26 protein-coding genes are annotated in these 22,195 nt (G+C 57.4%); 14 read left to right on the top strand and 12 right to left on the bottom strand.

From position 1 onward, the window contains the following. Positions 1-145 precede the first annotated feature (145 nt). Genes BM225_RS00130 through BM225_RS00120 form a run of 3 tightly spaced genes read right to left on the bottom strand, consistent with a single transcriptional unit; the run spans position 146 to position 2,296 of the window. Positions 146-877 (bottom strand): amino acid ABC transporter ATP-binding protein, encoded by a 732-nt coding sequence (locus BM225_RS00130; protein WP_072705935.1) that lies wholly within the window; start codon positions 875-877, stop codon positions 146-148. Further along, the gene (locus BM225_RS00125) at positions 874-1,527 is read right to left on the bottom strand and encodes an amino acid ABC transporter permease (protein ID WP_072705934.1); all 654 of its coding nucleotides are present in this window, start codon (positions 1,525-1,527) and stop codon (positions 874-876) included. Before BM225_RS00125 ends, BM225_RS00130 begins: the two co-directional genes overlap by 4 nt. Positions 1,528-1,546: 19 nt before the next feature. Beyond that, complete coding sequence (locus BM225_RS00120; protein ID WP_072705933.1) at positions 1,547-2,296, bottom strand: ABC transporter substrate-binding protein; 750 nt, start codon at positions 2,294-2,296, stop codon at positions 1,547-1,549. A 294-nt stretch (positions 2,297-2,590) separates the two neighbouring features. On the opposite strand from BM225_RS00120, the gene BM225_RS00115 reads away from it, so the two are divergent. From BM225_RS00115 to BM225_RS00085, 7 genes are all read left to right on the top strand, one after another. Continuing rightward, positions 2,591-3,271 (top strand): GntR family transcriptional regulator, encoded by a 681-nt coding sequence (locus tag BM225_RS00115; RefSeq protein WP_072705932.1) that lies wholly within the window; start codon positions 2,591-2,593, stop codon positions 3,269-3,271. A 23-nt stretch (positions 3,272-3,294) separates the two neighbouring features. Next, positions 3,295-4,590, top strand: a complete 1,296-nt coding sequence (locus BM225_RS00110; protein ID WP_072705931.1) for an NAD(P)/FAD-dependent oxidoreductase — start codon at positions 3,295-3,297, stop codon at positions 4,588-4,590. A 90-nt stretch (positions 4,591-4,680) separates the two neighbouring features. Continuing rightward, positions 4,681-4,968, top strand: a complete 288-nt coding sequence (locus tag BM225_RS00105) for an SH3 domain-containing protein (protein WP_072705930.1) — start codon at positions 4,681-4,683, stop codon at positions 4,966-4,968. A gap of 245 nt (positions 4,969-5,213) precedes the next feature. After that, complete coding sequence (locus BM225_RS00100) at positions 5,214-5,519, top strand: ribbon-helix-helix domain-containing protein (RefSeq protein ID WP_072705929.1); 306 nt, start codon at positions 5,214-5,216, stop codon at positions 5,517-5,519. Between the two features lie 118 nt (positions 5,520-5,637). Continuing rightward, on the top strand, positions 5,638-6,033 hold the full coding sequence (locus BM225_RS00095; protein ID WP_072705928.1) for a VOC family protein: 396 nt from the start codon (positions 5,638-5,640) through the stop codon (positions 6,031-6,033). A 40-nt stretch (positions 6,034-6,073) separates the two neighbouring features. Beyond that, the gene (locus BM225_RS00090; protein WP_072705927.1) at positions 6,074-6,598 is read left to right on the top strand and encodes a twin-arginine translocation signal domain-containing protein; all 525 of its coding nucleotides are present in this window, start codon (positions 6,074-6,076) and stop codon (positions 6,596-6,598) included. Between the two features lie 23 nt (positions 6,599-6,621). Further along, positions 6,622-8,193, top strand: a complete 1,572-nt coding sequence (locus BM225_RS00085; RefSeq protein ID WP_072705926.1) for a GMC family oxidoreductase — start codon at positions 6,622-6,624, stop codon at positions 8,191-8,193. A gap of 411 nt (positions 8,194-8,604) precedes the next feature. Here the strand turns inward: BM225_RS00085 and BM225_RS00080 are convergent, their stop codons facing one another. Next, positions 8,605-9,861: an MFS transporter gene (locus tag BM225_RS00080; RefSeq protein ID WP_072705925.1), complete on the bottom strand. Its 1,257-nt coding sequence runs from the start codon at positions 9,859-9,861 to the stop codon at positions 8,605-8,607. Positions 9,862-10,280: 419 nt separating this feature from the next. Between BM225_RS00080 and BM225_RS00075 the strand changes: the two genes are divergently transcribed. The 3 genes from BM225_RS00075 to BM225_RS00065 are packed head-to-tail and all read left to right on the top strand — an operon-like array spanning position 10,281 to position 12,868. Next, positions 10,281-11,255 carry an ABC transporter substrate-binding protein gene (locus BM225_RS00075; RefSeq protein WP_092463761.1) on the top strand — a complete coding sequence of 325 codons (975 nt, stop codon included), beginning with the start codon at positions 10,281-10,283 and terminating at the stop codon, positions 11,253-11,255. A gap of 45 nt (positions 11,256-11,300) precedes the next feature. Beyond that, positions 11,301-12,104 carry an ABC transporter ATP-binding protein gene (locus BM225_RS00070; RefSeq protein ID WP_072705923.1) on the top strand — a complete coding sequence of 268 codons (804 nt, stop codon included), beginning with the start codon at positions 11,301-11,303 and terminating at the stop codon, positions 12,102-12,104. After that, a complete protein-coding gene (locus tag BM225_RS00065) occupies positions 12,104-12,868 on the top strand; it encodes an ABC transporter permease (protein WP_072705922.1) in 765 nt (254 codons plus the stop codon). The genes BM225_RS00070 and BM225_RS00065 overlap by 1 nt, the downstream gene beginning before the upstream one ends. Positions 12,869-12,941: 73 nt before the next feature. Here the strand turns inward: BM225_RS00065 and BM225_RS00060 are convergent, their stop codons facing one another. The 3 genes from BM225_RS00060 to BM225_RS00050 form a co-directional block, all read right to left on the bottom strand. Then, positions 12,942-13,814 carry an EamA family transporter gene (locus tag BM225_RS00060; protein ID WP_072705921.1) on the bottom strand — a complete coding sequence of 291 codons (873 nt, stop codon included), beginning with the start codon at positions 13,812-13,814 and terminating at the stop codon, positions 12,942-12,944. A 327-nt stretch (positions 13,815-14,141) separates the two neighbouring features. After that, positions 14,142-14,873 carry an LrgB family protein gene (locus BM225_RS00055; RefSeq protein WP_072705920.1) on the bottom strand — a complete coding sequence of 244 codons (732 nt, stop codon included), beginning with the start codon at positions 14,871-14,873 and terminating at the stop codon, positions 14,142-14,144. Continuing rightward, positions 14,866-15,213 (bottom strand): CidA/LrgA family protein, encoded by a 348-nt coding sequence (locus BM225_RS00050; protein ID WP_072705919.1) that lies wholly within the window; start codon positions 15,211-15,213, stop codon positions 14,866-14,868. The genes BM225_RS00055 and BM225_RS00050 overlap by 8 nt, the downstream gene beginning before the upstream one ends. Positions 15,214-15,501: 288 nt before the next feature. Between BM225_RS00050 and BM225_RS00045 the strand changes: the two genes are divergently transcribed. Beyond that, positions 15,502-16,281 carry a lysophospholipid acyltransferase family protein gene (locus BM225_RS00045; protein ID WP_177218548.1) on the top strand — a complete coding sequence of 260 codons (780 nt, stop codon included), beginning with the start codon at positions 15,502-15,504 and terminating at the stop codon, positions 16,279-16,281. Positions 16,282-16,349: 68 nt separating this feature from the next. Here the strand turns inward: BM225_RS00045 and BM225_RS22380 are convergent, their stop codons facing one another. Further along, entirely contained in the window at positions 16,350-16,781 is a 432-nt protein-coding gene (locus BM225_RS22380; protein WP_072705917.1) for a helix-turn-helix domain-containing protein, read from the bottom strand. Between the two features lie 101 nt (positions 16,782-16,882). Here BM225_RS22380 and BM225_RS00035 point away from each other — a divergent pair, with 101 nt between their 5' ends. Beyond that, entirely contained in the window at positions 16,883-17,146 is a 264-nt protein-coding gene (locus BM225_RS00035; protein WP_072705916.1) for a nuclear transport factor 2 family protein, read from the top strand. A gap of 17 nt (positions 17,147-17,163) precedes the next feature. Here the strand turns inward: BM225_RS00035 and BM225_RS00030 are convergent, their stop codons facing one another. Beyond that, the gene (locus BM225_RS00030) at positions 17,164-18,099 is read right to left on the bottom strand and encodes an alpha/beta fold hydrolase (protein ID WP_072705915.1); all 936 of its coding nucleotides are present in this window, start codon (positions 18,097-18,099) and stop codon (positions 17,164-17,166) included. Beyond that, positions 18,053-18,982 (bottom strand): choline ABC transporter substrate-binding protein, encoded by a 930-nt coding sequence (gene choX, locus BM225_RS00025; protein WP_338060975.1) that lies wholly within the window; start codon positions 18,980-18,982, stop codon positions 18,053-18,055. Before choX ends, BM225_RS00030 begins: the two co-directional genes overlap by 47 nt. Positions 18,983-19,092: 110 nt before the next feature. Here choX and betI point away from each other — a divergent pair, with 110 nt between their 5' ends. Continuing rightward, a complete protein-coding gene (gene betI, locus BM225_RS00020; protein ID WP_072705914.1) occupies positions 19,093-19,749 on the top strand; it encodes a transcriptional regulator BetI in 657 nt (218 codons plus the stop codon). 753 nt (positions 19,750-20,502) lie between these two features. Beyond that, positions 20,503-21,777, top strand: a complete 1,275-nt coding sequence (locus tag BM225_RS00015; RefSeq protein ID WP_092463590.1) for a tyrosine-type recombinase/integrase — start codon at positions 20,503-20,505, stop codon at positions 21,775-21,777. On the opposite strand, the gene BM225_RS00010 is transcribed toward BM225_RS00015, so the two are convergent. Continuing rightward, the gene (locus BM225_RS00010) at positions 21,759-22,022 is read right to left on the bottom strand and encodes a hypothetical protein (protein WP_245780382.1); all 264 of its coding nucleotides are present in this window, start codon (positions 22,020-22,022) and stop codon (positions 21,759-21,761) included. The two genes, BM225_RS00015 and BM225_RS00010, sit on opposite strands and share 19 nt — an antisense overlap. Continuing rightward, positions 21,983-22,195 (bottom strand): transposase domain-containing protein (locus tag BM225_RS00005; protein ID WP_143095329.1); only part of this gene is annotated, 213 nt, incomplete at its 5' end. The genes BM225_RS00010 and BM225_RS00005, both read right to left, overlap by 40 nt.

The raw sequence follows: 22,195 nt of genomic DNA, 5'->3' as shown, positions 1-22,195 counted from the left end.
ATGACAGCCTGCTTATCGAAAGCTGTTCTATCTAATCCACGTTCTAGCGCATCATTAGATTAGGCCAACCCTGCAGCCCGCAAAAGCAAAGGACCGCAATCCTTTGCGGCGATGCGGCCCAATGATGTCACGATGCGTGAACAGGTTAGCCGTGTTCCAGAATGCGCCCTAAAAAGTCACGGGTGCGTTCATGTTGCGGATTGCCGAGAACCTCGGCCGCGGGGCCTTCTTCCAAAATCAGGCCGCCGTGCATAAACAGCACCCGATCGGCCACCTCTCGGGCGAAGCCCATCTCATGGGTTACGACCAGCATGGTCATCCCCTCCTCGGCAAGTTGGCGCATTGCGGCCAACACCTCGCCTACCAATTCCGGATCAAGAGCCGAAGTGGGCTCGTCAAACAGGATCGCCTCGGGTCGCATAGCCAGCGCGCGCGCAATAGCGACGCGCTGTTGTTGTCCGCCGGACAGACGGTCGGGATAGGCATCAGCCTTGTCCGCCAATCCGATACGCGCCAAAAGCTCTCGGCCATAAGCTTCGGCCTCGGCACGAGGTTCGCCTTTGACGTAGATCGGACCTTCTATGACATTTTCGAGCGCTGTGCGGTGCGGAAACAGGTTGAACCGTTGGAAGACCATAGTCACGCGGGTGCGGATGTCGCGGATGGACTTGCGCTCTGCCTCGACCAGTCTGTCATCCACGCGGATCGCCCCACCTTGGTAGACCTCTAGCCCATTCACGCAGCGCAGAAGCGTCGATTTTCCGGATCCGGATGCGCCGATCAGGCAGACGACCTCGCCCTTTTTGACGGTCAGGTCGATGCCCTTCAGGACCTCAAGATCACCATAGCTTTTGTGTAATCCTTGGATGTCGATCATTTCTTGCCGAACCTCCGTTCAAGCCAGGATGCCAGAATGAACAGCGGCACCGACAATGTAAGATAGAGCCCTGCCACCAGCGTGTAGACGGTCAGGTTTTCAAACGTGGACGCTGCCAGCATTTTCGCCTGAAACGTCATCTCGGCAACGGTGATGACAGAGGCCTGCGAGGTGTCTTTCAGCAACATGATCATCGTATTGCCATAGGGCGGCAGCACCGTTCGGAAGGCTTGGGGTAGGATCACGCGACGCATGGTCATCCCCCAGCCCATGCCAATAGACTGTGCCGCCTCGATCTGGCCATCCTCTACGGCCTCTAGGCCCGCACGGAAGTTTTCCGCCATATAGCAGGAATAGGCGAGACCGAGGCCGATGGCCCCAGCCTGAAATGCGGTCAGGTCGATGCCCCAGTCAGGCAAAACAAAGTAGATGTAGAACAACTGGACAAGGATCGGAATGCCGCGCACCACATTCACAAAGCTGCGCGAGGTCCACGACAGGATAGGATTGCCCGAATACCGTATCAGCGCCAGCACGAGGCCAAAGAGCGTCGCGATCACCAACGCGCAGAACGCGATACCAACCGTTGTCGCCGCCCCGCGGAGGAGGATGGGCAGGTAAGCCTGCGCATCCGTCAAAAAATTCATCATGGTCTGGGGTGTCCAGCGATCAATCCAGATTCCACTTGGCGATCAAGGCATCCAGCTCTCCGCTTTCCTTGAGTTCGGCCAAGCCAGTGTTGATCCGCTCTAGGAGTTCAGGCTGCTCTTTGGCGATGGCCAGACCCAAGGGCGCGACGAACTGCTGCTCGTAGCCTTCGGCCATCTTGAGCTCTGGGAATTTCCCCTGCCCGATCTGGTAGGCCATGATCGGCTGGTCGGCAAAGCCCACATCAATGCGGCCCAGTTCGACCTCTTTCATAATGTCGGCGATGTTCTCGTAGACCTTGATGTCCCCAATCCCCTCGAGCGTTTCAAGATCGGTCAGATATTTGGTGCCCTGCTGGACACCAATGGTCTTGCCCGCCGTCTCTGTCAGACCGGCAGTGTACATGGTGTCATCATCGGCACGAACCACCAGCCCCTCGCCATATGGAAAGATCGGGTCCGAGAAGTCGACGACCTCTTTACGCTTTTCGGTGATCGACATCGCAGCCGAGATGATATCGATCCGGCCCGATTGCAGCGCAGGCAGCAAGGACACCCAGTCGGTAGACTGCACGTCGGCCTCGAACCCCGCCTTGTCACCGATCGCCTTGACCACATCGACCATCATGCCTGTTATCTCGCCGCTGGACACGTCAAGGAAAGTAAAAGGCACGCCGGTCGGGGTAGACCCCACCTTGAGCGTTTCGGCCATGGCCGGTAGGGCGCCGAACGCCAGAGCGGCTGCGGTGAGTGCGATCTTGGTGAATGTCATTTCAGTATACCCTGCAGGATGGCCGACCCCATTCATCAAAGGGCGGCGGGATCAGCGTTACGCTTGAACATGCCCTCTGCACGCCAGCTTTGAGCATGCGTCAGGCTATTCAAAATGATGGCGAATATGAGGATCATCTAATCTGGCTGTTGCATATGCATTCAGCAACATCCACGCGGCAATGCACAAAACATCATCCCATTGGGTATACTGAAAGGACATAATTTGCCCCTTCGCGGCAGCTCTCGCATTTAAATTTGCCCAAACGTCAAACTCAGTATACCGAATCAAGATATGACCGATCATTCGCTCACTCAGCCTGCACCGACCCAAACCCCGACTCGTGCGGCGGATATCCATGCGCAACTAAAAGACCGCCTACTGTCTCACCGCTTTCGCATGGGCGACATTCTGCGCGAAGAAGAGGTCGCCTCTTGGTTCGGGGCCAGCCGCCTGCCCGCCCGAGATGCGATGCGCCAACTAGAGCATGAAGGCCTGCTAGAGCGTCACGGTCGGCGCTATCGCGTGCGTCTTTATGATTACAAGGCCGTGCAGGTGACCTACCGCATGCGCGCAGCGCTGGAATATTTATCCGTCGATCTGGCGATCGCACATGGAGAGCCAGAGGATTTCGAAGAGCTGGCCCGTCTCTTGGAGCATCAAAAAGAACTGGTAGAGGCTGAAGATCGCGCGCTTTTCTCGGCCAGTGACGCCGAATTCCACCTTGCGCTGGCACGCATGGGCCGCAACCCCACTCTGGTGCAGGAACTGGGCAAGCTGCTGGACCGTGTGCGCCTGATCCGGTCGGACGAGATCGGCAAGGACAACGGCCCCTCTGCGGCCTATGAGGACCACCTGCGGATTCTACACGCCCTGAAACGGGGCGATGCGAACACAGCAAAGGCCGAACTTGACTACCACTACGACACGACCGTGCGCCTGCATGACCAGTCTACAGGGCCCGGCCTTTCCTGACATTTTCCCCAAAGGCCTTTGATATGGATATCGACAAGGACTGCATTCACCATTTCCCGTCGCTCTGGATGGAGACCGCGTCCGAACCGGATGTTTCGGTTCCTTTGGACGGAGACACCTCTGCCGAGATCGCGATCGTAGGCGAAGGGTTCACTGGTCTGTGCTGCGCCATATCTTTGGCGGATGCGGGGCGTGACGTGGTCTTAATCGATGGCGGAGGACCTGGTTGGGGCGGATCAGGGCGCAATTCGGGGGCTGTCATTCGCGGGTTCAAAATGGGCCGCACCGCTCTGTCCGAACGCTTTGGCGAAACGGGCGATGCGATGTTCGAGTTCGGCACACGCAATGCCGAGATGCTCTATGGCTTGGTCGAACGTTTCGGAATCGACTGCCAACTGCGCAAGACGGGCTGGGTTTTGCCCGCCCACAACGCGGCGGGCCTGCGCAGCGTACAGGATCGTCATGCCACATGGGTCAAAGACGGCGTCACCGGCGTCGAACTCTTGGACCGACAAGAGACCGCTAAAGCTGTGGGCTCTGACGCCTATATCGGCGGGCTGATCGACCGAGAGTGCGGGGTACTGCAGCCCTTCTCCTATGCCCGAGGCTTGGCGCGGGCGGCGCACTCCCTTGGGGTGCGGGTGTATGGCCAGACCCGCGTGACGCACAAAACCTACAGTGGCGGGCACTGGTACCTGCAGACCCCTGCGGGCAAAATCAAAGCCAAAACTGTCGTAATCGCCACCGATGCGTGGACGGACAAACTAGAGCCGCGCATGTCCGACCGCATGGTCAGCACCCATTCACAGATCGTCGCAACAGCACCATTGCCGCCATCCATCGCAGACAGCCTGTTGCCCGAGGGCCCCTGTGCATCGGACAGCCGCAGGATCCTGCTCTACTGGAACAAAACTCCAGACAACCGGATCGTCTTTGGCACCCGTGGCAAGGTGGACGGGCCCAAGACAGACGGCGACTTCGCCCATGTCGAAAAGGCGATGGTCGCGCTCTATCCTGCGCTCAAAGGTGCAAAGATCACCCATAGATGGGGCGGCCGGATCGGGCTAACGCGGGACTTCATGCCACGCATTGACCAGCCGCAACCTGGCCTTTGGACGGCGCACGGCTACTCGGGGCGCGGTGTCGCGATGGGCACAGCCTTTGGCCTGTTGATGGGAGAGGCGATTGCGGCCAACCGTTCGACCAGCACGCTGCCGGTCCCTGTCGGGCCCGCCCCAGACCTGCCGCCAAAATTCACACACCGCGCTGGGATCGTCCGAGCGACCCTCTGGTACAGACTGTTGGATCGCTGGATGTAAAACCCCTTGGACCTGTGTCCTACCCGTTTGCTGCGGTAGCGAAGTTACAGCAGATCGGGTAGTCAGAAAGAAAACAAAAGAGGTCCGAGCATGGTTTCACGCAAATTTTCCGTTCTTCTCGCCCTGACGCTTCTCGCCAGTTGTGGGGGCGTTACCTATGATCGCACCGTCGTGCGAGGCGCGGGTCCTGATGAGCTGCTCAAGCTGCGCGCAGGACCTGGCTTGGGCTTTCGCGTGGTGCTTGGACTGCCAGACGGCACAGTGCTGAACCGCCGTGACTGCGTGACCGAGATTGGCCAACTCTGGTGCCGCGTCTCGCTGGCCGATGCACCCCGTATCACCGGATACGTCTCTGCCGACTACATTGATTTGCCCTAAGGGGCAAACAGGCCCCAGCCACAGGCAGCGCAACCCAAGTCTACATCACCGGGCGCCCAACGCCGATCTGAGGCGCGCGAAATCAGGACCAGCTCTCGTGCAATATTGCCCCTGCCCTAAATCGGGCGGGGCTGCGCCCGTTATTCTCCAAGCATCCAGCGACGCCTTGGCGCAAACGCCCTCTTGTAGACGGATCGGCGCGGAATGGAGTACCGTGGATATCTGCGATAGGAGGAGATTGCATCATGTGCCAGGTTTTTGCAGGACAAGACCCAGCTCGCTACACATCAACCACACGCCGGTTGCGCTTGAATGGCCAGAGCACGAGCATCCGGCTCGAGAACGCCTTTTGGGACATTCTGGACCAAATCGCCAAGGCGGACGGCGTTTCGACGCCCGCGTTTATCTCGCGCCTGCACTCCGAGGTGCTGGAAGCACGCGGAGAACCCGTGAACTTTACGTCGTTACTTCGCACAGCTTGCCTTATTTTTATGGGCCAAAGCAGCGCAACAGCCCATCAAGAGCAAACGCTGGCCGTTGCCGCGGAATAAGGTTTAGAGGCTGAATTTCGCCCAATCTGGCGTGTAGTACACTGCTACTACCCACGCATTTTCAGATTCGCGCATTCTGAATTGGTCAAACAAAGATACCAATTCAGGAGATGTGTCCTTGGCCAAAGCCATCCACAGCATGATCCGCGTCCTCGACGAGGACCGATCCGTCGCGTTCTACTCCAAGGCATTCGGTCTATCTGTCGCCGACCGCTTGGACTTCCCCGATTTCACGCTTGTCTACATGAGCAATGACGAAACCGGGTTCGAGGTCGAACTCACCATCAACAAGGGCCGCACCGAATCCTACGATCTGGGGGACGGCTACGGTCATCTTGCCGTGTCTGTCGCCGATCTGGCCGCCGAACACGCCCGCTTCGAGGCCGAGGGCCTGAATCCCCGCAAACTCGTCGAGTTCGCACCTGCCGGTGAATTGGTGGGGCGGTTCTTCTTTGTCGCTGATCCGGACGGTTACCAGATCGAAGTGCTCGAAAGGTCGGGCCGCTTCCAGTGACGCACACCTGACATCACGCATTCTAAGGGAGGAGATTAGAATGGAACGTACAGAGCGCCCTCAGGGGCTGACTCGTCGCCAGCTTTTGTCGCGGGCCACCGCGGCAGGGACGGCATTTGTGGTGGGCTCCGGCTTTGTCGCGGCCCCGAACGCGGCTTGGGCCTATGAAACCAGCCATCTGGACGCGCGGGCTTTAGCGACGCTGGTCCAGATGGCGCGGGACATTTACCCCCACGACCGCATCCCCGACGAAAACTACGTCGCCGCCGTCAAAGGCTACGACACCACAGATGCGGCCCCTGCGATCATCGCAGGTTTGGCAGCGTTGGATGCCGCCGCTCGGGGCAAGGGCTTTAGCTCTTACCTCGATATGGGCTGGGAACGCGACCGCGTGGATATTCTGCGCGGCATGGAGGAAAGCGCGTTCTTCCAGCAGATCCGAGGCGGGCTCGTGACCGGTCTTTATAACCAGAAAGCCGTGTGGCCGATCTTTGGCTACGAAGGAGAGAGCTTCTCTCAGGGTGGTTACATCGACCGCGGCTTTGACGACATCAACTGGCTTTAAGGCCATAGGGGAGGAGAATAACTATGGCTGCACCTTTTGATCTGAATGACGACAGCGTGGTCGTCATCATCGGCACTGGCGCCGGTGGCGGCACATTGGCGAACGAACTGGCCCAGAAGGGCATCAAGGTCGTCGCGCTCGAGGCAGGCGGACGCTATCTGCCTGACGATTACATCAACGATGAATGGGAAAGCTTTGGCCAACTGGCCTGGACCGACCCGCGCACCACGTCGGGCGACTGGCGCGTGGCCAAGGATTTCAGCGGTCTGCCCGCGTGGATCGTCAAGGCGGTAGGCGGCACCACCACCCACTGGGCTGGCGCATCCCTACGCTTCCAAGAGCATGAGTGGAAGGCGGCGACCAACTATGGCGCGGTACAGGGCGCGAACCTCTTGGACTGGCCGATTGACGCGGCTGAGATGGACCCGTGGTACGCCAAAGCCGAAGAAAAGATGGGCGTGACCCGCACCGGCAACCGCCCCGGCCTGCCAGGCAACAACAACTACAAAGTGTTCGAAGCGGGCGCCAAAGCCTTGGGCTACGAGAAGGTCCACACCGGCCGCATGGCGATCCAGACCCGCGACGATGGCGACCGCATTCCCTGCCAACAGACCGGTTTCTGCTTCCAAGGCTGTAAGTGGGGTGCCAAATGGTCCACCGCTTACACCGAAGTCCCCGCAGGCGAGGCGACCGGCAACCTTGAGGTGCGCGAGCGTGCCCATGTTGCCCGCATCCTGCACAACGAAGCAGGCAAGGTCACTGGCGTCGAGTACTTTGACGCGGACGGCAATCTGCAGATGCAGAAGGCGCGGATTGCCTGCCTTGCAGGCAACTCGTTTGAATCGCCGCGTTTGCTGCTGAACTCGGCATCCTCGATGTTCCCAGATGGTCTGGCCAACAGCTCGGGTCAGGTCGGGCGCAACTACATGCGGCATATGACCGGCTCGGTCTACGCGGTGTTCGACAAGCCCGTGCGCATGTGGCGCGGCACAACCATGGCTGGCATCGTTCAGGACGAAGCGCGCCACGACCCCTCGCGCGGGTTTGTTGGCGGGTACGAGCTGGAGACGCTGAGCCTTGGTATCCCGTTCATGGCGGCATTCTTGGATCCGGGCGCATGGGGGCGCGAGTTCACCACCGCTCTGGATGGCTATGAAAACATGGCTGGCATGTGGATTGTGGGCGAAGACATGCCCCAAGAGACCAACCGCGTGACCCTGAACCACGACGTGACGGACCAGCACGGCTTGCCCGTGGCGAACGTCCACTTCAGCGACCACGCCAACGACAAGGCCATGCGTGCCCACGCTTACAAACAGGGTATGGCAATGTACGAGGCCGTCGGGGCAACCCGCGTCTTCCCGACGCCGCCCTATCCGTCGACACATAACTTAGGCACCAACCGGATGTCGGCGAATGCACGGGATGGCGTTGTGAACCGTTGGGGCCAGACCCATGACATTTCGAACCTGTTCATCTCGGACGGCTCGCAATTCACGACGGGCGCGGCAGAGAACCCGACCCTGACCATCGTCGCTCTGGCGATCCGTCAGGCGGACCACATCGCGTCCGAAATGGCCAAGGGGAACGTCTGATCCTGCCAAAACGATCCATGAAGAGCGCGCCTTACATCAGGGCGCGCTCTTGATATTGGTCGATTTTGCTCTGAGACCGCTCGGGCAGCCGAAAGGCTTTGTTCATCCACGCTGCTGGGTTCACCGAGAGAACCGAGGGGTATTGGCTCGCGACTTGGTTAAAGTTGGCTTTCAGAAATCATGCTGCTTCGTGCGGGACAGCCTTCGGCGCACATTCCCCTTCGGCGACTGATGGCAACGCGGTGTCCTTCTCGCGACCGACAAAAATCGCACACGATCTCTGTCCGCCTGCAGCCGCATGCCCAGGCATCAAGGCCGTGCCGACCCTGAAATCAATGCTTGGTATGCCCCCACCCCTCAGCCGCATAAAAAGCGGAGACCACCCAATGACGCCCCCACGAAGACATCGCGTCAAGCGTCAGCCTGCTTCTCCTCGACATTTTCGACAGACCAAGCTGTGGCAGCTTCGATGGCAACCGGAGACGCGGTGGGAATGATGTTCAAGTAGGCCTCGGTCTCTTCCACCGGCGTCGAGGCACGCTGTGTCATACGGTATAGGGCGTAGGCGGCGATCATGGCAAAGGTCGCGGTGAGCACGAGCCAAAAGCCATTGGGACCGATGAGCTGCATAGCCCAACCGCATAGCAGCGGGCCCCCGATTGCTCCGACGCCAAAGATGAACACCAAACCACCTGATGCGGCGGGCATTTCATCCGGGGATAGGTCGTCATTCGTGTACGCAAGGAACAGCGAATAGAGGGGCGTCGTGACACCGCCCGCGACAAATGCAGCAACCAGCAGCAACTCTGAACGCATCTCCGAAACCAGGCCCAGTCCGCAGCCAACGGCCCCAAGCAAGGCTGACCCAAAAATAAGTTTTCGGCGGTCCATGTTGTCGGACAGCCAGCCGATCGGAAACTGCAAGAACAGCGCCCCTGCGAACAGCATCGCGACGAAGAGCGCGATTTGCGGTGCGGACATGCCGATTTGAGTTCCAAACACAGCAGCCATCCCCGATTGCGTCGCGTAAATGCTGCCCAGAAAGAAGGTCCCAGCAGTGCCCAATGGCGCAGCCTTGAACAGGCGCTTCAAAGACATCGGTTGCGTCACAGTGACGGCAGGCGTTGGCGTGACGGATAACAGGATCGGGGCAAAAGAAATCGAAACAAGGATTGAGGCGACAATGAACAACACTGACGTGGCCGCATCGCCCAAAGTGAGCAGCCACTGCGCGCCAATAATCCCTATCGTCTGAGCAATCATATAGGCTGAGAGAATCTTGCCTCGGGACTCGTTGGTTGCCGCGTGATTGAGCCAGCTTTCGGCGGACACATAGACCCCAGCCATGCAAAAACCGATTACCAGCCGCAGTGGTGTCCAGGCCCAAGGCTCTGCGGCCAGTGGAAGGGCGATCAGACCTGCGGACATGAAGCTCCCGAGTGCGGCAAAAACGCGGACGTGGCCCACCCTGCGAATGAGAATGGGTGTGACCCGCGCGCCTGAAAGAAACCCGATATAATACCCAGACGTGATGATCGCGAGTGTCCCCGCAGAGAACCCTTCGATATCCCCACGCAGACCGATCAGTGTAAATTGCATCCCGTTGCCGAGCATGATGAGAAGCGTGCCGAGAAGAAGTGCCCAAACGCTCCCAAGGACTGAAATCATGTCGCTACCCGTTTGCTAAATGCTGCCTAAGACGACGCCAAATACATTCCTGTAGAATGCCATCAACGCGTCGACTCGGGCCCAGAATGCAGCATTGCCGCCAAGTGTCTAACTCTGCGAGAACGATTGGCGCATTGCGCGTGGGCCGTGCCGAAAAACGAGGCGTTTCCTTTCTATGCGACCGTGGAAGAATGATCGTTCTGCCGAGACCCCTCGTGCGCCTGCCGCCACACCGCACTTTTTTTAGACCATATGATCAATTCTATAGCACAGCGCCACGTAAACCGGTTCTTTCAGTGCCAAAGCCTCGCTAAGAATTCCCACTCAGCAATACGTGATGAACAGTCCTGTTGTGTAATTCTCAGGAGGAAATCTTGTTTAATCGCTTCATCTCTGCAGCCTTCGCTGCCTCAGTCGCCATGGCAGGGACATCCAGCGTCGCCATAGCGGAAACGGATGTTCCATTCGCACTCGATTGGAAGTTCGAAGGTCCCTCCGCTCCCTACTTCCACGCAATCGACGCAGGTATTTTCGCGGACGCGGATCTGAATGTGACAATTACAGAAGGTCAGGGTTCCTTGGATGCGATCCCGAAAGTTGCGACCGGCGCATTCCCGTTTGGGTTTGCCGATATCAACAGCCTGATGCGCTTCCTTGACCAAAACCCGGAGGCACCGGTCAAGGCCGTCATGATGATTTATGACAAGCCGCCCTTTGCCGTTGTTGGGCGCAAGTCACTGGGTGTTGAAACGCCCAAAGATCTGGAAGGCAAGGTTCTAGGCGCACCGCCGCCGGATGGCGCTTGGGCACAGTTCCCGATTTTTGCCGCCGAGAACGATCTCGACATGGACGCGATCACGGTAGAGCCTGTGGGCTTCCCGACCCGCGAACCCATGCTCGCCGAAGGCAAGGTTGCTTCGGTCACGGGCTTCTCGTTCTCGTCGACTTTGAACCTCAAACGCCTTGGCGTGCCGATGGAGGATCAGAGCGTACTGTTGATGGCCGACTATGGCGTGGCGCTTTATGGCAACGCGATCATCGTCAACACCGACTACGCTAGTGAAAACCCCGAAGTCGTCACTGGTTTCCTGACTTCAATCGCAGCGGGTTGGAAAGGTGCCATCGCGGACCCCGCCACAGCCATCGAAGCCCTGATCGAACGGAATCCGGCAGCAGATGCCGATCTGGAAACAGAGCGCCTGCAAATGGCGATCGACGCGAATGTTCTGACCGATTACGTGCAGGAAAACGGCATTGGCGGTATTGATGAAGAGAGGATGACCACGGCTATTGAACAGACCAAATCGGTCTACGAGTTCAGCACAGAGCCAGAAATCTCTACATATTTTGATGGCAGCTACCTGCCCGCCGCAGACCTGCGGATGCTCCAGTAAAGGTATCGACTGCCGGCGGCCCTCTGCCGGCAGTCAAGCATACGCATGACCAATCTGATCGACATCAAGGGCGTGACCCACGCCTACAAAACGCCCAAAGGCTTGCTACCTGTCCTGAGCAATCTGAATTTGTCAGTGCCAGAAGGCGAATTCGCCGCCGTTGTAGGTCCTTCGGGATGCGGAAAATCGACCCTGACACGGCTTGTGGCCGGACTGATGAAGCCGGATCAGGGCGAGGTCTGGCTCCACGGCAATCTCGTGAAGTCCCCGCGCAAAACTGTAGGGATGGCGTTCCAGAACCCTGTCCTGCTGGAATGGCGCTCCATTTTGGATAACGTGATCCTACCACTCGAAATCGTCGCACCGTCGATGCCACGCGCCAAGAAAATCGCGAGAGCCGAAGAACTCCTCGCGCTGGTCGGTCTGTCAGGTTTTGAGGCGAAACGTCCATCAGAGTTGTCAGGCGGGATGCGGCAACGCGCATCGCTGTGCCGGTCCATTGTGCACAAGCCCGAGGTCCTGATCATGGACGAACCGTTCGGAGCATTGGACGCCTTCACGCGCGAAGACCTGTGGCAGACGATGCACGAATTGCGTGCAAAAGAACCCTTTACCGCCGTGCTGATCACCCACGATCTGCGCGAAAGCGTGTATCTCGGGGATCAGGTTTTTGTTCTGTCCGGCCGTCCCGCGACAACCCAATTTGTTTTGGATGTTCAGTACCCGGGTCAGGATGGACAGCGGAAACTCGACGGGCTGTACACGCCCGAGTGTTCCGACATGCTCGCGACATTGCGCGAGCAAATCAAGATCGCCCAAGGGCGCAACGCCGACGTAGCAGGCCACTGATGCAGACCTTTCAAAAGATTGCAGTCCCCTTTGCCGCCATCATACTATTTGTGGCTCTGTGGGAATTTCTGGTGTGGGCAAACAATTGGCCCGACTATGTGATGGCCTCGCCATCTGACCTGCCTGCCGCCTATAGCAAATTCTGGGAACTGTTCCTGATCGGCAGCTGGCAAACGCTTTGGCGGACGGTGGCAGGCCTCGCCTTGGCAGTCCTGTTTGGCACGCTTCTGGGGATGGTCATGGGGTTTTCTCGAATTGCCCGCGACGCGCTCTATCCCATTTTGGTGGGGTTTAACGCGATCCCCAAAGCGACACTGGTGCCCGTCCTCGCGCTGTTGTTCATAGGTCAGCACAATTTCAATACAGTGTTGATGGCGTTTCTGATTTCCTTCTTTCCAATCGCTGTATCGGTTGGCATCGGGTTGTCGACGCTGGAACCTGAATACCGCGATATCCTGCGCTCTCTCGGCGCGAGCCGATTTACGATCTTTCGCAAGATCGCCTTGCCCAAGACCTTGCCCGAGTTCTTCGGCGCGCTCAAAGTCTCTGTCACACTCGCGTTCATCGGCACCAATCTGGTCGAGATTATCTCGCCTCATGGGCGTGGATTGGGGGCGTTGTTTCTTTCGGGTCAGACGAACTCGAACTATCCGCTTATGTTCGCCGTGCTCATCGCACTCGCTGTGCTCGGGATCATCCTTTATTACGTCGTGGTCTTGCTGGAACGCATTTTTGCCGGATGGGCAGAGCGCCCGCAGCAGTAGCACGCCACGTCGCGGGGCTGTGCTTGCTGTCGGTGGACAATAGGAACCGGACCTGTGTCGCCGGTAACACGCGCTATGACGCTGAGAGCAAGACCGCGCCCGCGATGAGCACACCGCATCCAACCAAGCGCCACGGGCCAACCGCCTCGCGCAGGATGAGCATCCCCATAAGGGCGCCCACCATCATCGACATCTCTCGCATTGGGGCCACGATACTTAGTGGCGCCCCGCCCGTCAGCGCCGCAAGCACGAAGATATAAGATAGCGGCGACAACAAACCCACGCCGAGCGCGGTCCACCAGTAGCCACGCATCGACTCGATGGCGCGGCGTGGATTGGCCAGCACCAGCGGCAACAGCAGGAAGAACCGCAAAAGGTTCGAGAACCACTCCAGCACCACTGGCGCAATCCCAAGCGTCTTGACCGCATAGGCGTCAACCACCGTGTAGCAGGCGATCAGGCCTCCGGTCGTCGTCCCCCACCGAACCCCGACAAGGCCGCTGGGGCGAGAGAATGCGGACAGCCTGCCCTGTGTGGCGATGAGCACGATACCTGTCACAACCAGCAAAAGGCCAATCAGACCCATTCCGGTCGGCGTTTCGCCCAAGATGACGAAAGCGCCGATGCTCGACAGCATCGGCCCAGTCCCGCGCGCCACGGGATATACCACGGACAGGTCGGCCACCTGATAGCCTCGCTGCAAGCACAGGCTATAGGTCAGATGGAGCAGCCCGCTCAGGACAATGAAGCCGATACCTGTCTGTGTCCAAGTGATGTTTCCCTGCCCAAGCAGCCAGATCACCCAAGGCGCATAAGCAATGCAGGCCACCAGATTGTAGGCAAACACGAAAACCGCGCCAACCGATGCGGCCCGTTTGGCCAGCAAGTTCCAACTGGCATGGATGAGAGATGCAAGAACAACAAGAAAGACTGAGCCAAGCGTCATTGAGACCTCCTTATGCGCGGCAAGTGCGCGGTTGATCTCGACGTCTCCTCCCCTGGGCTTTTATCCCTTGGGTGCAGCCAGGAACACCCCGGTCTCTGCAACGCTCGGTCCTGCGGCTGATCGCCCGGAACCCTAGTTGCCACTCAGTCGATACTTCAAATCTAGCCGCGGAAAAGCTGCAGTATCAAGGACGGATTGGCAGCACAGTCGACCCCACTAGCCCTACCTGCGCCGATTTTTGGCGCGATTGGCGAAACCTGATGTGACGCGCCCTTAAACCGGGCATTCCGAAACAGCGCGGAATCCCAAAGAGGCACGGCTTAGAAGTTAAATCCCAAAAAGCCTCGACAACACGGTCCAAATGATGGGAAGCAGCAGCGCCGTCGCCAACGCGTTCAGACCCATCGCAAGACCCGCGAAAGCTCCGGCAGTTTCATTGACCTGCAGGGCGCGCGCAGTACCGATGCCGTGGCTTGCCGTGCCGATGGCCAAACCGCGGGCTTGCCAGTCCTTTACCCCCACAAGATTAAGGACGGCCGAGCCGAACATCGCTCCGAAGATGCCTGTCACGATCACCAGAACCGCTGTCAAAGAGGGCAAGCCGCCAAGCTCTTCGGCGATGGCCATTGCGACCGGGGCTGTGACCGATTTGGGCGCAACAGAGGCCAGCACTTCGCCAGAGCCCCCCAGCACCCAAGTCACCGCAGTCGCTGTCAGAATGGCGGTGAGCGACCCAGCGATCAAGCTGAGGGTGATGGCCAAGGCGGAGCGGCGCACGTGGTGCCATTGACGATAGAGCGGCACGGCCAACGCCACGGTCGCTGGACCAAGAAGGAAATGCACAAACTGTGCACCTTCGAAATAGGTCCCGTAATCGGTGCCCGTCATGATCAGGACAGCAACGACCAAAAGGACCGCACCAAGAACCGGATTGAGCAGTGGATTGCGCCCTGCTTTCTCGAAGACCCAATTTGCGGCCTGAAACGCGACAAGGGTCAGCGTCAGGTGAAACAAAGGTGTCGCGCTGAGATAGACCCAAGTCTCTTGTAGGTTATCCATCAGATGCTTTCCGACCTAGCCAGCGCATGAGCAAGCCTGTGACGAAGATGGTCGCCAAAGTGCTGATCACCAATGCGAGCCCGAGCGGCAACAACGCCTCGCCAAGCAGTTGGAAGTGCAAGATCACACCGGTTCCTGCTGGCACGAAGAGTAGGGACATCGACCGCAGCAGTCCGTTTGACGTCTGCTCCAGTTGCGCCGGCACCTGACCGCGGATCAATAGGATGAGAAAAAGAAACACCATCCCCAGCACAGGCCCGGGAACAGGCAGGGCCAATGCTCCGACGACGAGTTCCCCTGCAAGCTGACAGAGGAGTATTAATGTTAAAAAAGGCAGCATTGGGTATCTCCGAATTTCTTCGCAAAGTTGTGTCACCTTAGCCCGAAAGCCACAAATCAAAGAATGGCTTCTGACCAAAGCTTTGGGGTGCAGTCATCGCAATGTCTGTGAATGTCAGGGGCCGCAGAGTCGGCAAATGAACCCATCGTCGATTTAACTCTCACAGGCGGACTCGTTTCGCGGTGCAACTTTCTTTACAAAACATGCACAACTTCGTTGGCTCGGTGGTGGCAACACGTGGCATTCGGGGCAGACAATCCATTAAGGACGGCAATGGGAGAAGATACTATGCAGACTCGCGACGCAGCGCAGGCGGCGTTGGACCCCTTTGCTATCAGGTTCGCCAAAAGAACGGTCCTGATCCTGTTGGGGCCGATTTACTTTGTTATCATCGCTTTTGCGCCGCTGTTTTGCGCGAAGCGCCAAGGCTTCACTGGATGGTATTGGCGCCTTGTAAAGCGTGCATGCTCGCGGCTTTTGTGGCTTCTGAGTATTCGCGCAAAGATGTCAGAGGCGGATCGGCGCACCCTGAGTACCGATACCAACAGCATTATCGTCATTAACCATCGCAGCCATCTAGACGGGTTTACCCTGATGGACACGGTGCCAGATCAGAAGTGGTTTACCTTTGCCGCGAAGAAAGAGCTGTTTGACACCCCGTTGCTCCGAACCGGCTTTATCGGTGCGGGTTTGATAGAGATCGACCGCAAGAGCGGGAAACGCGCCATGGAAACACTCCGAGAAGCAGTTAAACAGATGGCCTCGCGGCGATCGGTGGTCCTGTTTCCAGAAGGCACACGGACCCAAACTGCCTCACTGGGTGAATTTAAAGCAGGTGCGGTCTTGGCGGCGCGCGCCACGGGACGCAGCATTCGGCCGATTGTTATCTTGGGGTCCGACAGATTGCTGCCTCGGGGGCAATTTGTGCCAAAAAGTGGCTGTGTCAGACTGGTGGTTTTGCCTTCGTTCCATTGCGACATGGGAGCTTCGGTCGATGAAGACGTTGCGCGCCTGCGCGACGCGATGGTTCAGGTGTTCAATGATGGCCACGTACCCCCTTTGACCTGAGAGGTTTGACCCCACTTGGCCAAGCGGCAATTGGAACCGCGATTTCTTTGTCCGCTCGCAAGGAAGGCTTAACGCTCTGATCGAAACGTCTTGGTCAACACTTCCGCAACGAAATAAGCCGAACGCGCGAGACGCGCGCTTTGTCTTCGCGCAGTGTCAAATACAATGGGCGCGACAGGACTGCATCCCCGACAGGCGGCAATCCTCTGGCGTAAAAGTCCGGAAACAGCGCGATCCCCTGCCCCTCGACCGATCCAATGCGGACAGCCAGATCTGCCTCTGCCAGCTGCGGCTTCAGCTTTCTCGACAGGGGCCGACGCTTCGGGCGTTGGACGCCACCCGCGTGCCAAACGATCAAAGAGCTTAAGCCCGAGCGCGGCCTCCAACCGAACGATCCGGCGGGCGATCGTGGCACGCTCGACGCGCAACGACCGCGCGGCACCTGACGGGCTGCCATCTCGGATCAGCGCCAGAAACGGTTTCAGATCATCCCAATTCATTGTGCGGGCCCATCGGGAGATTTTTTAACGGATAATGTTCGAATTCAGCATATTACGGATCGTTTTCTAACCATCAATATTCAGAGGCACAGCAATCGGCGTTGACAGGAGAACAGGATGAACGCTCTGAACCCTCCGCCCAAAACCCGATTTTTGGCACACATATCGGACCAGAGCGGGCACAGGCATTTTTCACTGCCTTTGGCGCTGTGATCGAACCAGGCGAATTTAAGATCAGCGACACATCCGGCAAACCCTTTGTGAGCGACTGGGCCCTGACTACACGTTTTGCGCAGGGCAAACTGGTAGACTACCATTTTTACGAAGATACTGCTGCGCTGGCTGACGCGATGCGGGCCAGCTGATACGCGGTGTGCTCACCTCATGGCGAGAGACCAAGGGCCCCCAACAACCACATTTCGAGGTCATCGAGGATGTACGCCTCAAGACTGTGGCCAGTGTGGCTGAACATCTTCAGCTCTGCTCTCTCAATCAACGCATGAGCACGATGCGAACTCTCTGGAAGAATACAGCGATCCTGCTCCGCGCCTATCACCAACGAGGGGGCTGTGATCCTTTGCAGATACTCGGTCCGGTCACCGGAAGACGTTATAGCAGACAATTGTCTACCATAGCCGCCGGTTGTGAACCCTGATTTTTGCATCGCCGTTGCCAAGTCCACAGCTTCCGAAGGGCTTACGGGCGACGGCGCAGCGCACCAGATAAGGTCATCGGCGAGATGCGCTACCATCTCAGCATCAGTCTCAAAGCCCTTCGCCACGCGTTCAAATCGTTTCATGGTGACCGCCGGAATGGGGGCTTCTGCCTCTCCCGCAGAGCTACAGATCTGCGCAAAAGCGGTTAGCCTATCCCCTGCCTTGGCGGCGACGAGCTGTGCGATCATGCCGCCCATCGAAAAGCCCACCACAGCAAAGCGCGGAAGGTTCAATTCGCGCGTCACGCGCATCACGTCGTCACGCATGTCGAACAGACTATACGCGACCTGCGATGCATGCCCGCCCAGAGCAGCATCCTGCGCATTCTTGTCTGGGCCACATCGGCCCGAGCGCCCCATATCTCGGTTCTCGATACAAACGACGCGAAAGTGACGCGCGAGTTTGTCCAGAAACGGCCTTGGCCATTCGTCCAGCTGCATTCCGAGGCCCAACAGCAAGACAAGAGCGGGCGCCGTTTCGCGCCCGCGCACTTCGACATAAATCGGGCACGGGCCATCAATAATTCTTTGCAAAAGCACCGTGTCGATCCGAATGTCAGAGCCCAAGATGGGCCCGCACGGCAGACAGACCGTCTCGGTCATCCTTGGTGGTGACACCCTGAAGCCAGTTCTCCAGATACTCGGGGTGCGCCTTCAGCAGCTTTGCAGCGGCATCATTTGGATCCTCGCCGTCCTCTAGGATATAGCCCATGCCCTCACTTTCCATGGCCACATCGAACGTCATCTGGGTCAGCAGCTTTCCGACATTGGGACATTCATCCAGATAACCTTTGCGCACCTGTGTATGCACTGTCGCGCCGCCATAGTTCGGACCGTAAAAATCATCCCCACCAGTCAGGTATTCGATCTCTAACTCCGTATTCATCGGGTGTGGAGCCCACGCCAGAAAAACGATCCAGTCTTCCTTTCGTGCGCTGCGTTTCACCTGCGCCAGCATTCCCTGTTCAGAGCTTTCGACAACCTTCCAATCACCAAGACCAAAGGCGTCTGTAGCCACGACATCCAGCATGATGTCATTGGATCCGGGCTCGATCCCGTACAGACGGCTGTCAAATTCCTCGGCGTGTTCTGCGAGATCCGAAAAATCTGTCACGCCCGCCTCATAGACGTATTTCGGCACGGCAAAGGTGAACTTTGCGCCCTCTAGATTTTGGTGGATTGTCTCGATCTCGCCAGTGTCGCGATATGCCTGATAATAGGTCTCCATTGCCGGATCCCAATACCCTAGGAAAACATCCAAGTCGCTGCGCAGCATGGATTCATAGATCACCGGAATGCCCAACACACTGGTCTCCGCGGTGTAACCCAACCCTTCGAGCACGGTGCTGGCAACGCCTGTCGTCAGCGCCAAATCAGACCATCCTGGTTCTGCCATTCGAACAGTTTCACAACTTGCCGCGGCCTGTTGGGCACAAAGCACGAGCACGGCGGTTGCGGTTCCACCAAGGATTGTCGATTTCATCATCTGCTTCCCTCTTAAACCAATAGATTGACCGCGTGGTCAGTATATGAACCCTACGAATACATTGACCCACGAGTCAATAAATTCTACCTCTGCTTCGGGAGGTAACGTTCATGGGCCGAAAGAGCATTGCGGATATCAGGCGCGTTGAATTTGCAACTGCAGCCTTCGAAGTTCTGTCTATTCACGGGATGAAAGGCACGACTTTACAACGCGTTGCCGATCACACGGGGGCTTCAAAGGCCAGCGTGCTGCATTACTTTTCCAACAAACAGATCCTGATCGAAACCGCACTGCGGCAGGCGAATGCCACGCTTAGAAAAGAGGCGGTCGCCCTCATGAACCTCGCCTCGACCCCTTGGGAAAAGTTTTATGGCATTCTCGAAGCCAATTTTTCGCCGACGACATTTCGTCCCGAAGTAGCCCACGGCTGGATTTCCATGTGTGCCGAAGTCCCTCACAATCCGCAGTTTCAGAGGCTACAGACCGTGATCTATCGCCGGCTCCATAGTAATTTGGTCACGGCTTTAAAAGAAACTGGGATGACCCCAGCCGAAGCAGAGCGCGGCGCGAATGTCGTGAGCCTTTTGATTGACGGCATTTGGATGAGATGCGGCTTGCAGATCGGCGGATTGAACCGAGAGGATGCCTTTGCGCATATCGAGGGCGTCCTTAACAATTTATTCGGGGATTTGACCGAGCGGCACTCTGCCAAAACAAAGATGAGTGCACTCGCAAATGCTCTGACCCTGAATGCGGCAAAGCCGTAAGGTTTTGAAGTATGAAGTCGCGGTAAATAGCATGATCCGCGGTTCGCAAACCAGCGGAGAACATTTCTGGTCAGATCTGGCTTCAGTAGCCGCAGAAAGTCGGTCTGAAGTCCCTCCTTCTCTAGCTCCACAACAAGCAACTCGTTGCTGATCAACGCATTCTTTAAGGGAGTTGTTTTTATAATACCCGAAATCTGACTTACTCAAACACTTCAGTGACTTACGCGACGCTTTAAAAACCGTCATGAGCGGTGAGAGACAACAGGCCTTATACACTCATGTTGGCCAGTCTGGTTGCAAAATACCGCGAACAACAGTTCTACTCAAAGCAACCTAACCGCAGCCCCAACGCTCAGAGACGTTTGCTCTTCAGAGGGGGGGACGCTTGCGCATAATTGGTCGCACTAAAGGCGGTATGAAGACGCCTCTGCAAATGACAAACACCACTTGGCCGAAAATCCGCTTTTCGCACTATCCACAACAGTTATGAAATGCGGTTTGTGCGGCACGACAAAGGAATTAGCGCACTGGTCAAACCCTTGAAGAGCTTAGCTTTTTGAAAAAGTGAGTAAATAATATTCTTAGCCACGTTCAGTGGCGGAGACGAAGCCCGCCAGCATTCATTTGCATTCAGTAACAATCGGTCGCACATGGTATTGTTATCAATACCATACACCACTTTCCATGTCGTATCATGTTGCAATGCGCCGCAATAGAGCGCACCCTTTTTGGCGGGTAGATAGGCGGGTATAGATGCCACAGCGTGCGAAGGAACTGTCAGCGATAGAGGTAAAGCGGCTTGAGCATTCTGGCACAAGTCGGAATGAGACCCATGCCGTAGGCGGTGTATCAGGTTTACTTCTACAAATCACGCCCAAGGGCGGTAGGTCATGGATACTTAGAACAAGTGTGGGACAGAAGCGCCGTGAAATCGGTCTAGGTGCGTTTCCAGAAGTGTCATTAGCCAGAGCGCGTGAAAAGGCCCGTGAGGCGAAGGAACTGATTGCCTCGGGCGTTGACCCTATCGAAGAGCGCAAAGCAGCCAGAGCAGCCCTTACAGCCGCCCAGCGCCGGGGTCTTACCTTTGAAGAAGCCGTCGAGCGCTACCTTGAGGCCAAGCTCGACCAATATCGGAACGCCAAGCACCGAAACCAGTGGCGCAGCACCTTGACCAACTATGCTGTGCCGACAATGGGCAAGATGCTCGTGGGCGACATTCAAACTCAAGATGTTCTTCGTACATTGCAACCAATTTGGCAGGACAAGACGGAAACCGCTTCCCGCCTCAGAGGCCGGATTGAAGCCGTTTTGTCTTGGGCGACGGTTGCTGGCCACAGGACAGGCGACAACCCCGCCCGCTGGGCCGGAAACCTCAAAGAGTTACTTCCCCAGCCGAAAAAAATCGCAAAGGCAGAGAACCAGCCCGCGTTGAAGATTGATGAAGCGCCGCGCTGGTTCGCGGATCTGCGCTCTAGGAAAGGAATTGGCAATCGCGCCTTGGAATTTCTGGCTATGACAGCAACGCGCTCTCAAGAAGTGCGCGGCGCGACTTGGGACGAATTCGACCTTGAGGCGCGCATTTGGATAATCCCTGCCGAACGCATGAAGATGGACAGAGAACACCGCGTCCCGCTCACTCTAGACACCATTTCACTGTTACAGGCGCTTCCACGCCACGAAGGAACCCCCCTTGTGTTCCCTGCCCCTCGCGGCGGAATGTTAAGCGATATGACCCTTAGTGCCGCAATGAAGCGCATGCACAAGGCTGACGTCGAGAAAGGGGGCGAAGGGTACGTTGACCGAACCAGCAAGCGCCCAGCAGTCCCCCACGGTATCCGCTCGACCTTTCGTGACTGGGTGGCAGAGCGTACCGAGTTCGCCGGAGATATGGCCGAAGTCGCATTGGCCCACAGGGTCTCAAATGCCGTTGAGGCTGCCTATCGGCGTGGAGACATGTTGGAGCGCAGGCGCGAGATGAGCGTAAGCATTCGGCGTAGGCCACGGCGCGGTCAATGCGCGTGGTCTTGATCCATTTCGATGCGCTCTTTCAGGTTTTCGATCCCGAACGGAGAAAATGCGATGACACTGTCGTCGCCGAGGCCGTAGACCCATATGACGCCGTCTTCGGTTTCCATATCGATCGCTAGTTCAAAGATCCGCTCAACAGTTTCGCCGAGTTCGGCCGCAACGCGCTCGATGGTTTTGACGGAATGAACCTTGTTGAGCTGCATCGTCACGCGGCCTGTGTGAGGGATCGAGCTGTCCAATTCCAAGGGAGAAGTTCTTGCACCCGCGACATCGGCATGTTGGGCAGCCGGGCGAGAACATCAGCCAACCAAGCCTGTGGATCGATGTCGTTCATCTTTGCCGAGACGATGAGAGTGTACATGAAGGCCGCCCTGTCTCCGCCGCGCTCGGATCCAGCAAAGAGCCATGACTTTCTGCC

The organism is Donghicola eburneus (assembly GCF_900115865.1).
Taxonomy (GTDB): domain Bacteria; phylum Pseudomonadota; class Alphaproteobacteria; order Rhodobacterales; family Rhodobacteraceae; genus Donghicola; species Donghicola eburneus.
The sequence above is the reverse complement of the archived record's forward strand: the minus strand, read 5'-3'. Positions and strand labels throughout refer to the sequence as shown.

Bases quoted from the DNA above. Each gene is read 5' to 3' on its own strand.
- BM225_RS00130 (WP_072705935.1), bottom strand. From the start codon at position 877: ATGATCGACATCCAAGGATTACACAAAAGCTATGGTGATCTTGAGGTC.
- BM225_RS00125 (WP_072705934.1), bottom strand. From the start codon at position 1,527: ATGATGAATTTTTTGACGGATGCGCAGGCTTACCTGCCCATCCTCCTC.
- BM225_RS00120 (WP_072705933.1), bottom strand. From the start codon at position 2,296: ATGACATTCACCAAGATCGCACTCACCGCAGCCGCTCTGGCGTTCGGC.
- BM225_RS00115 (WP_072705932.1), top strand. From the start codon at position 2,591: ATGACCGATCATTCGCTCACTCAGCCTGCACCGACCCAAACCCCGACT.
- BM225_RS00110 (WP_072705931.1), top strand. From the start codon at position 3,295: ATGGATATCGACAAGGACTGCATTCACCATTTCCCGTCGCTCTGGATG.
- BM225_RS00105 (WP_072705930.1), top strand. From the start codon at position 4,681: ATGGTTTCACGCAAATTTTCCGTTCTTCTCGCCCTGACGCTTCTCGCC.
- BM225_RS00100 (WP_072705929.1), top strand. From the start codon at position 5,214: ATGTGCCAGGTTTTTGCAGGACAAGACCCAGCTCGCTACACATCAACC.
- BM225_RS00090 (WP_072705927.1), top strand. From the start codon at position 6,074: ATGGAACGTACAGAGCGCCCTCAGGGGCTGACTCGTCGCCAGCTTTTG.
- BM225_RS00085 (WP_072705926.1), top strand. From the start codon at position 6,622: ATGGCTGCACCTTTTGATCTGAATGACGACAGCGTGGTCGTCATCATC.
- BM225_RS00080 (WP_072705925.1), bottom strand. From the start codon at position 9,861: ATGATTTCAGTCCTTGGGAGCGTTTGGGCACTTCTTCTCGGCACGCTT.
- BM225_RS00075 (WP_092463761.1), top strand. From the start codon at position 10,281: ATGGCAGGGACATCCAGCGTCGCCATAGCGGAAACGGATGTTCCATTC.
- BM225_RS00070 (WP_072705923.1), top strand. From the start codon at position 11,301: ATGACCAATCTGATCGACATCAAGGGCGTGACCCACGCCTACAAAACG.
- BM225_RS00065 (WP_072705922.1), top strand. From the start codon at position 12,104: ATGCAGACCTTTCAAAAGATTGCAGTCCCCTTTGCCGCCATCATACTA.
- BM225_RS00060 (WP_072705921.1), bottom strand. From the start codon at position 13,814: ATGACGCTTGGCTCAGTCTTTCTTGTTGTTCTTGCATCTCTCATCCAT.
- BM225_RS00055 (WP_072705920.1), bottom strand. From the start codon at position 14,873: ATGGATAACCTACAAGAGACTTGGGTCTATCTCAGCGCGACACCTTTG.
- BM225_RS00050 (WP_072705919.1), bottom strand. From the start codon at position 15,213: ATGCTGCCTTTTTTAACATTAATACTCCTCTGTCAGCTTGCAGGGGAA.
- BM225_RS00045 (WP_177218548.1), top strand. From the start codon at position 15,502: ATGCAGACTCGCGACGCAGCGCAGGCGGCGTTGGACCCCTTTGCTATC.
- BM225_RS22380 (WP_072705917.1), bottom strand. From the start codon at position 16,781: ATGAATTGGGATGATCTGAAACCGTTTCTGGCGCTGATCCGAGATGGC.
- BM225_RS00030 (WP_072705915.1), bottom strand. From the start codon at position 18,099: ATGACCGAGACGGTCTGTCTGCCGTGCGGGCCCATCTTGGGCTCTGAC.
- choX (WP_338060975.1), bottom strand. From the start codon at position 18,982: ATGATGAAATCGACAATCCTTGGTGGAACCGCAACCGCCGTGCTCGTG.
- betI (WP_072705914.1), top strand. From the start codon at position 19,093: ATGGGCCGAAAGAGCATTGCGGATATCAGGCGCGTTGAATTTGCAACT.
- BM225_RS00015 (WP_092463590.1), top strand. From the start codon at position 20,503: ATGCCACAGCGTGCGAAGGAACTGTCAGCGATAGAGGTAAAGCGGCTT.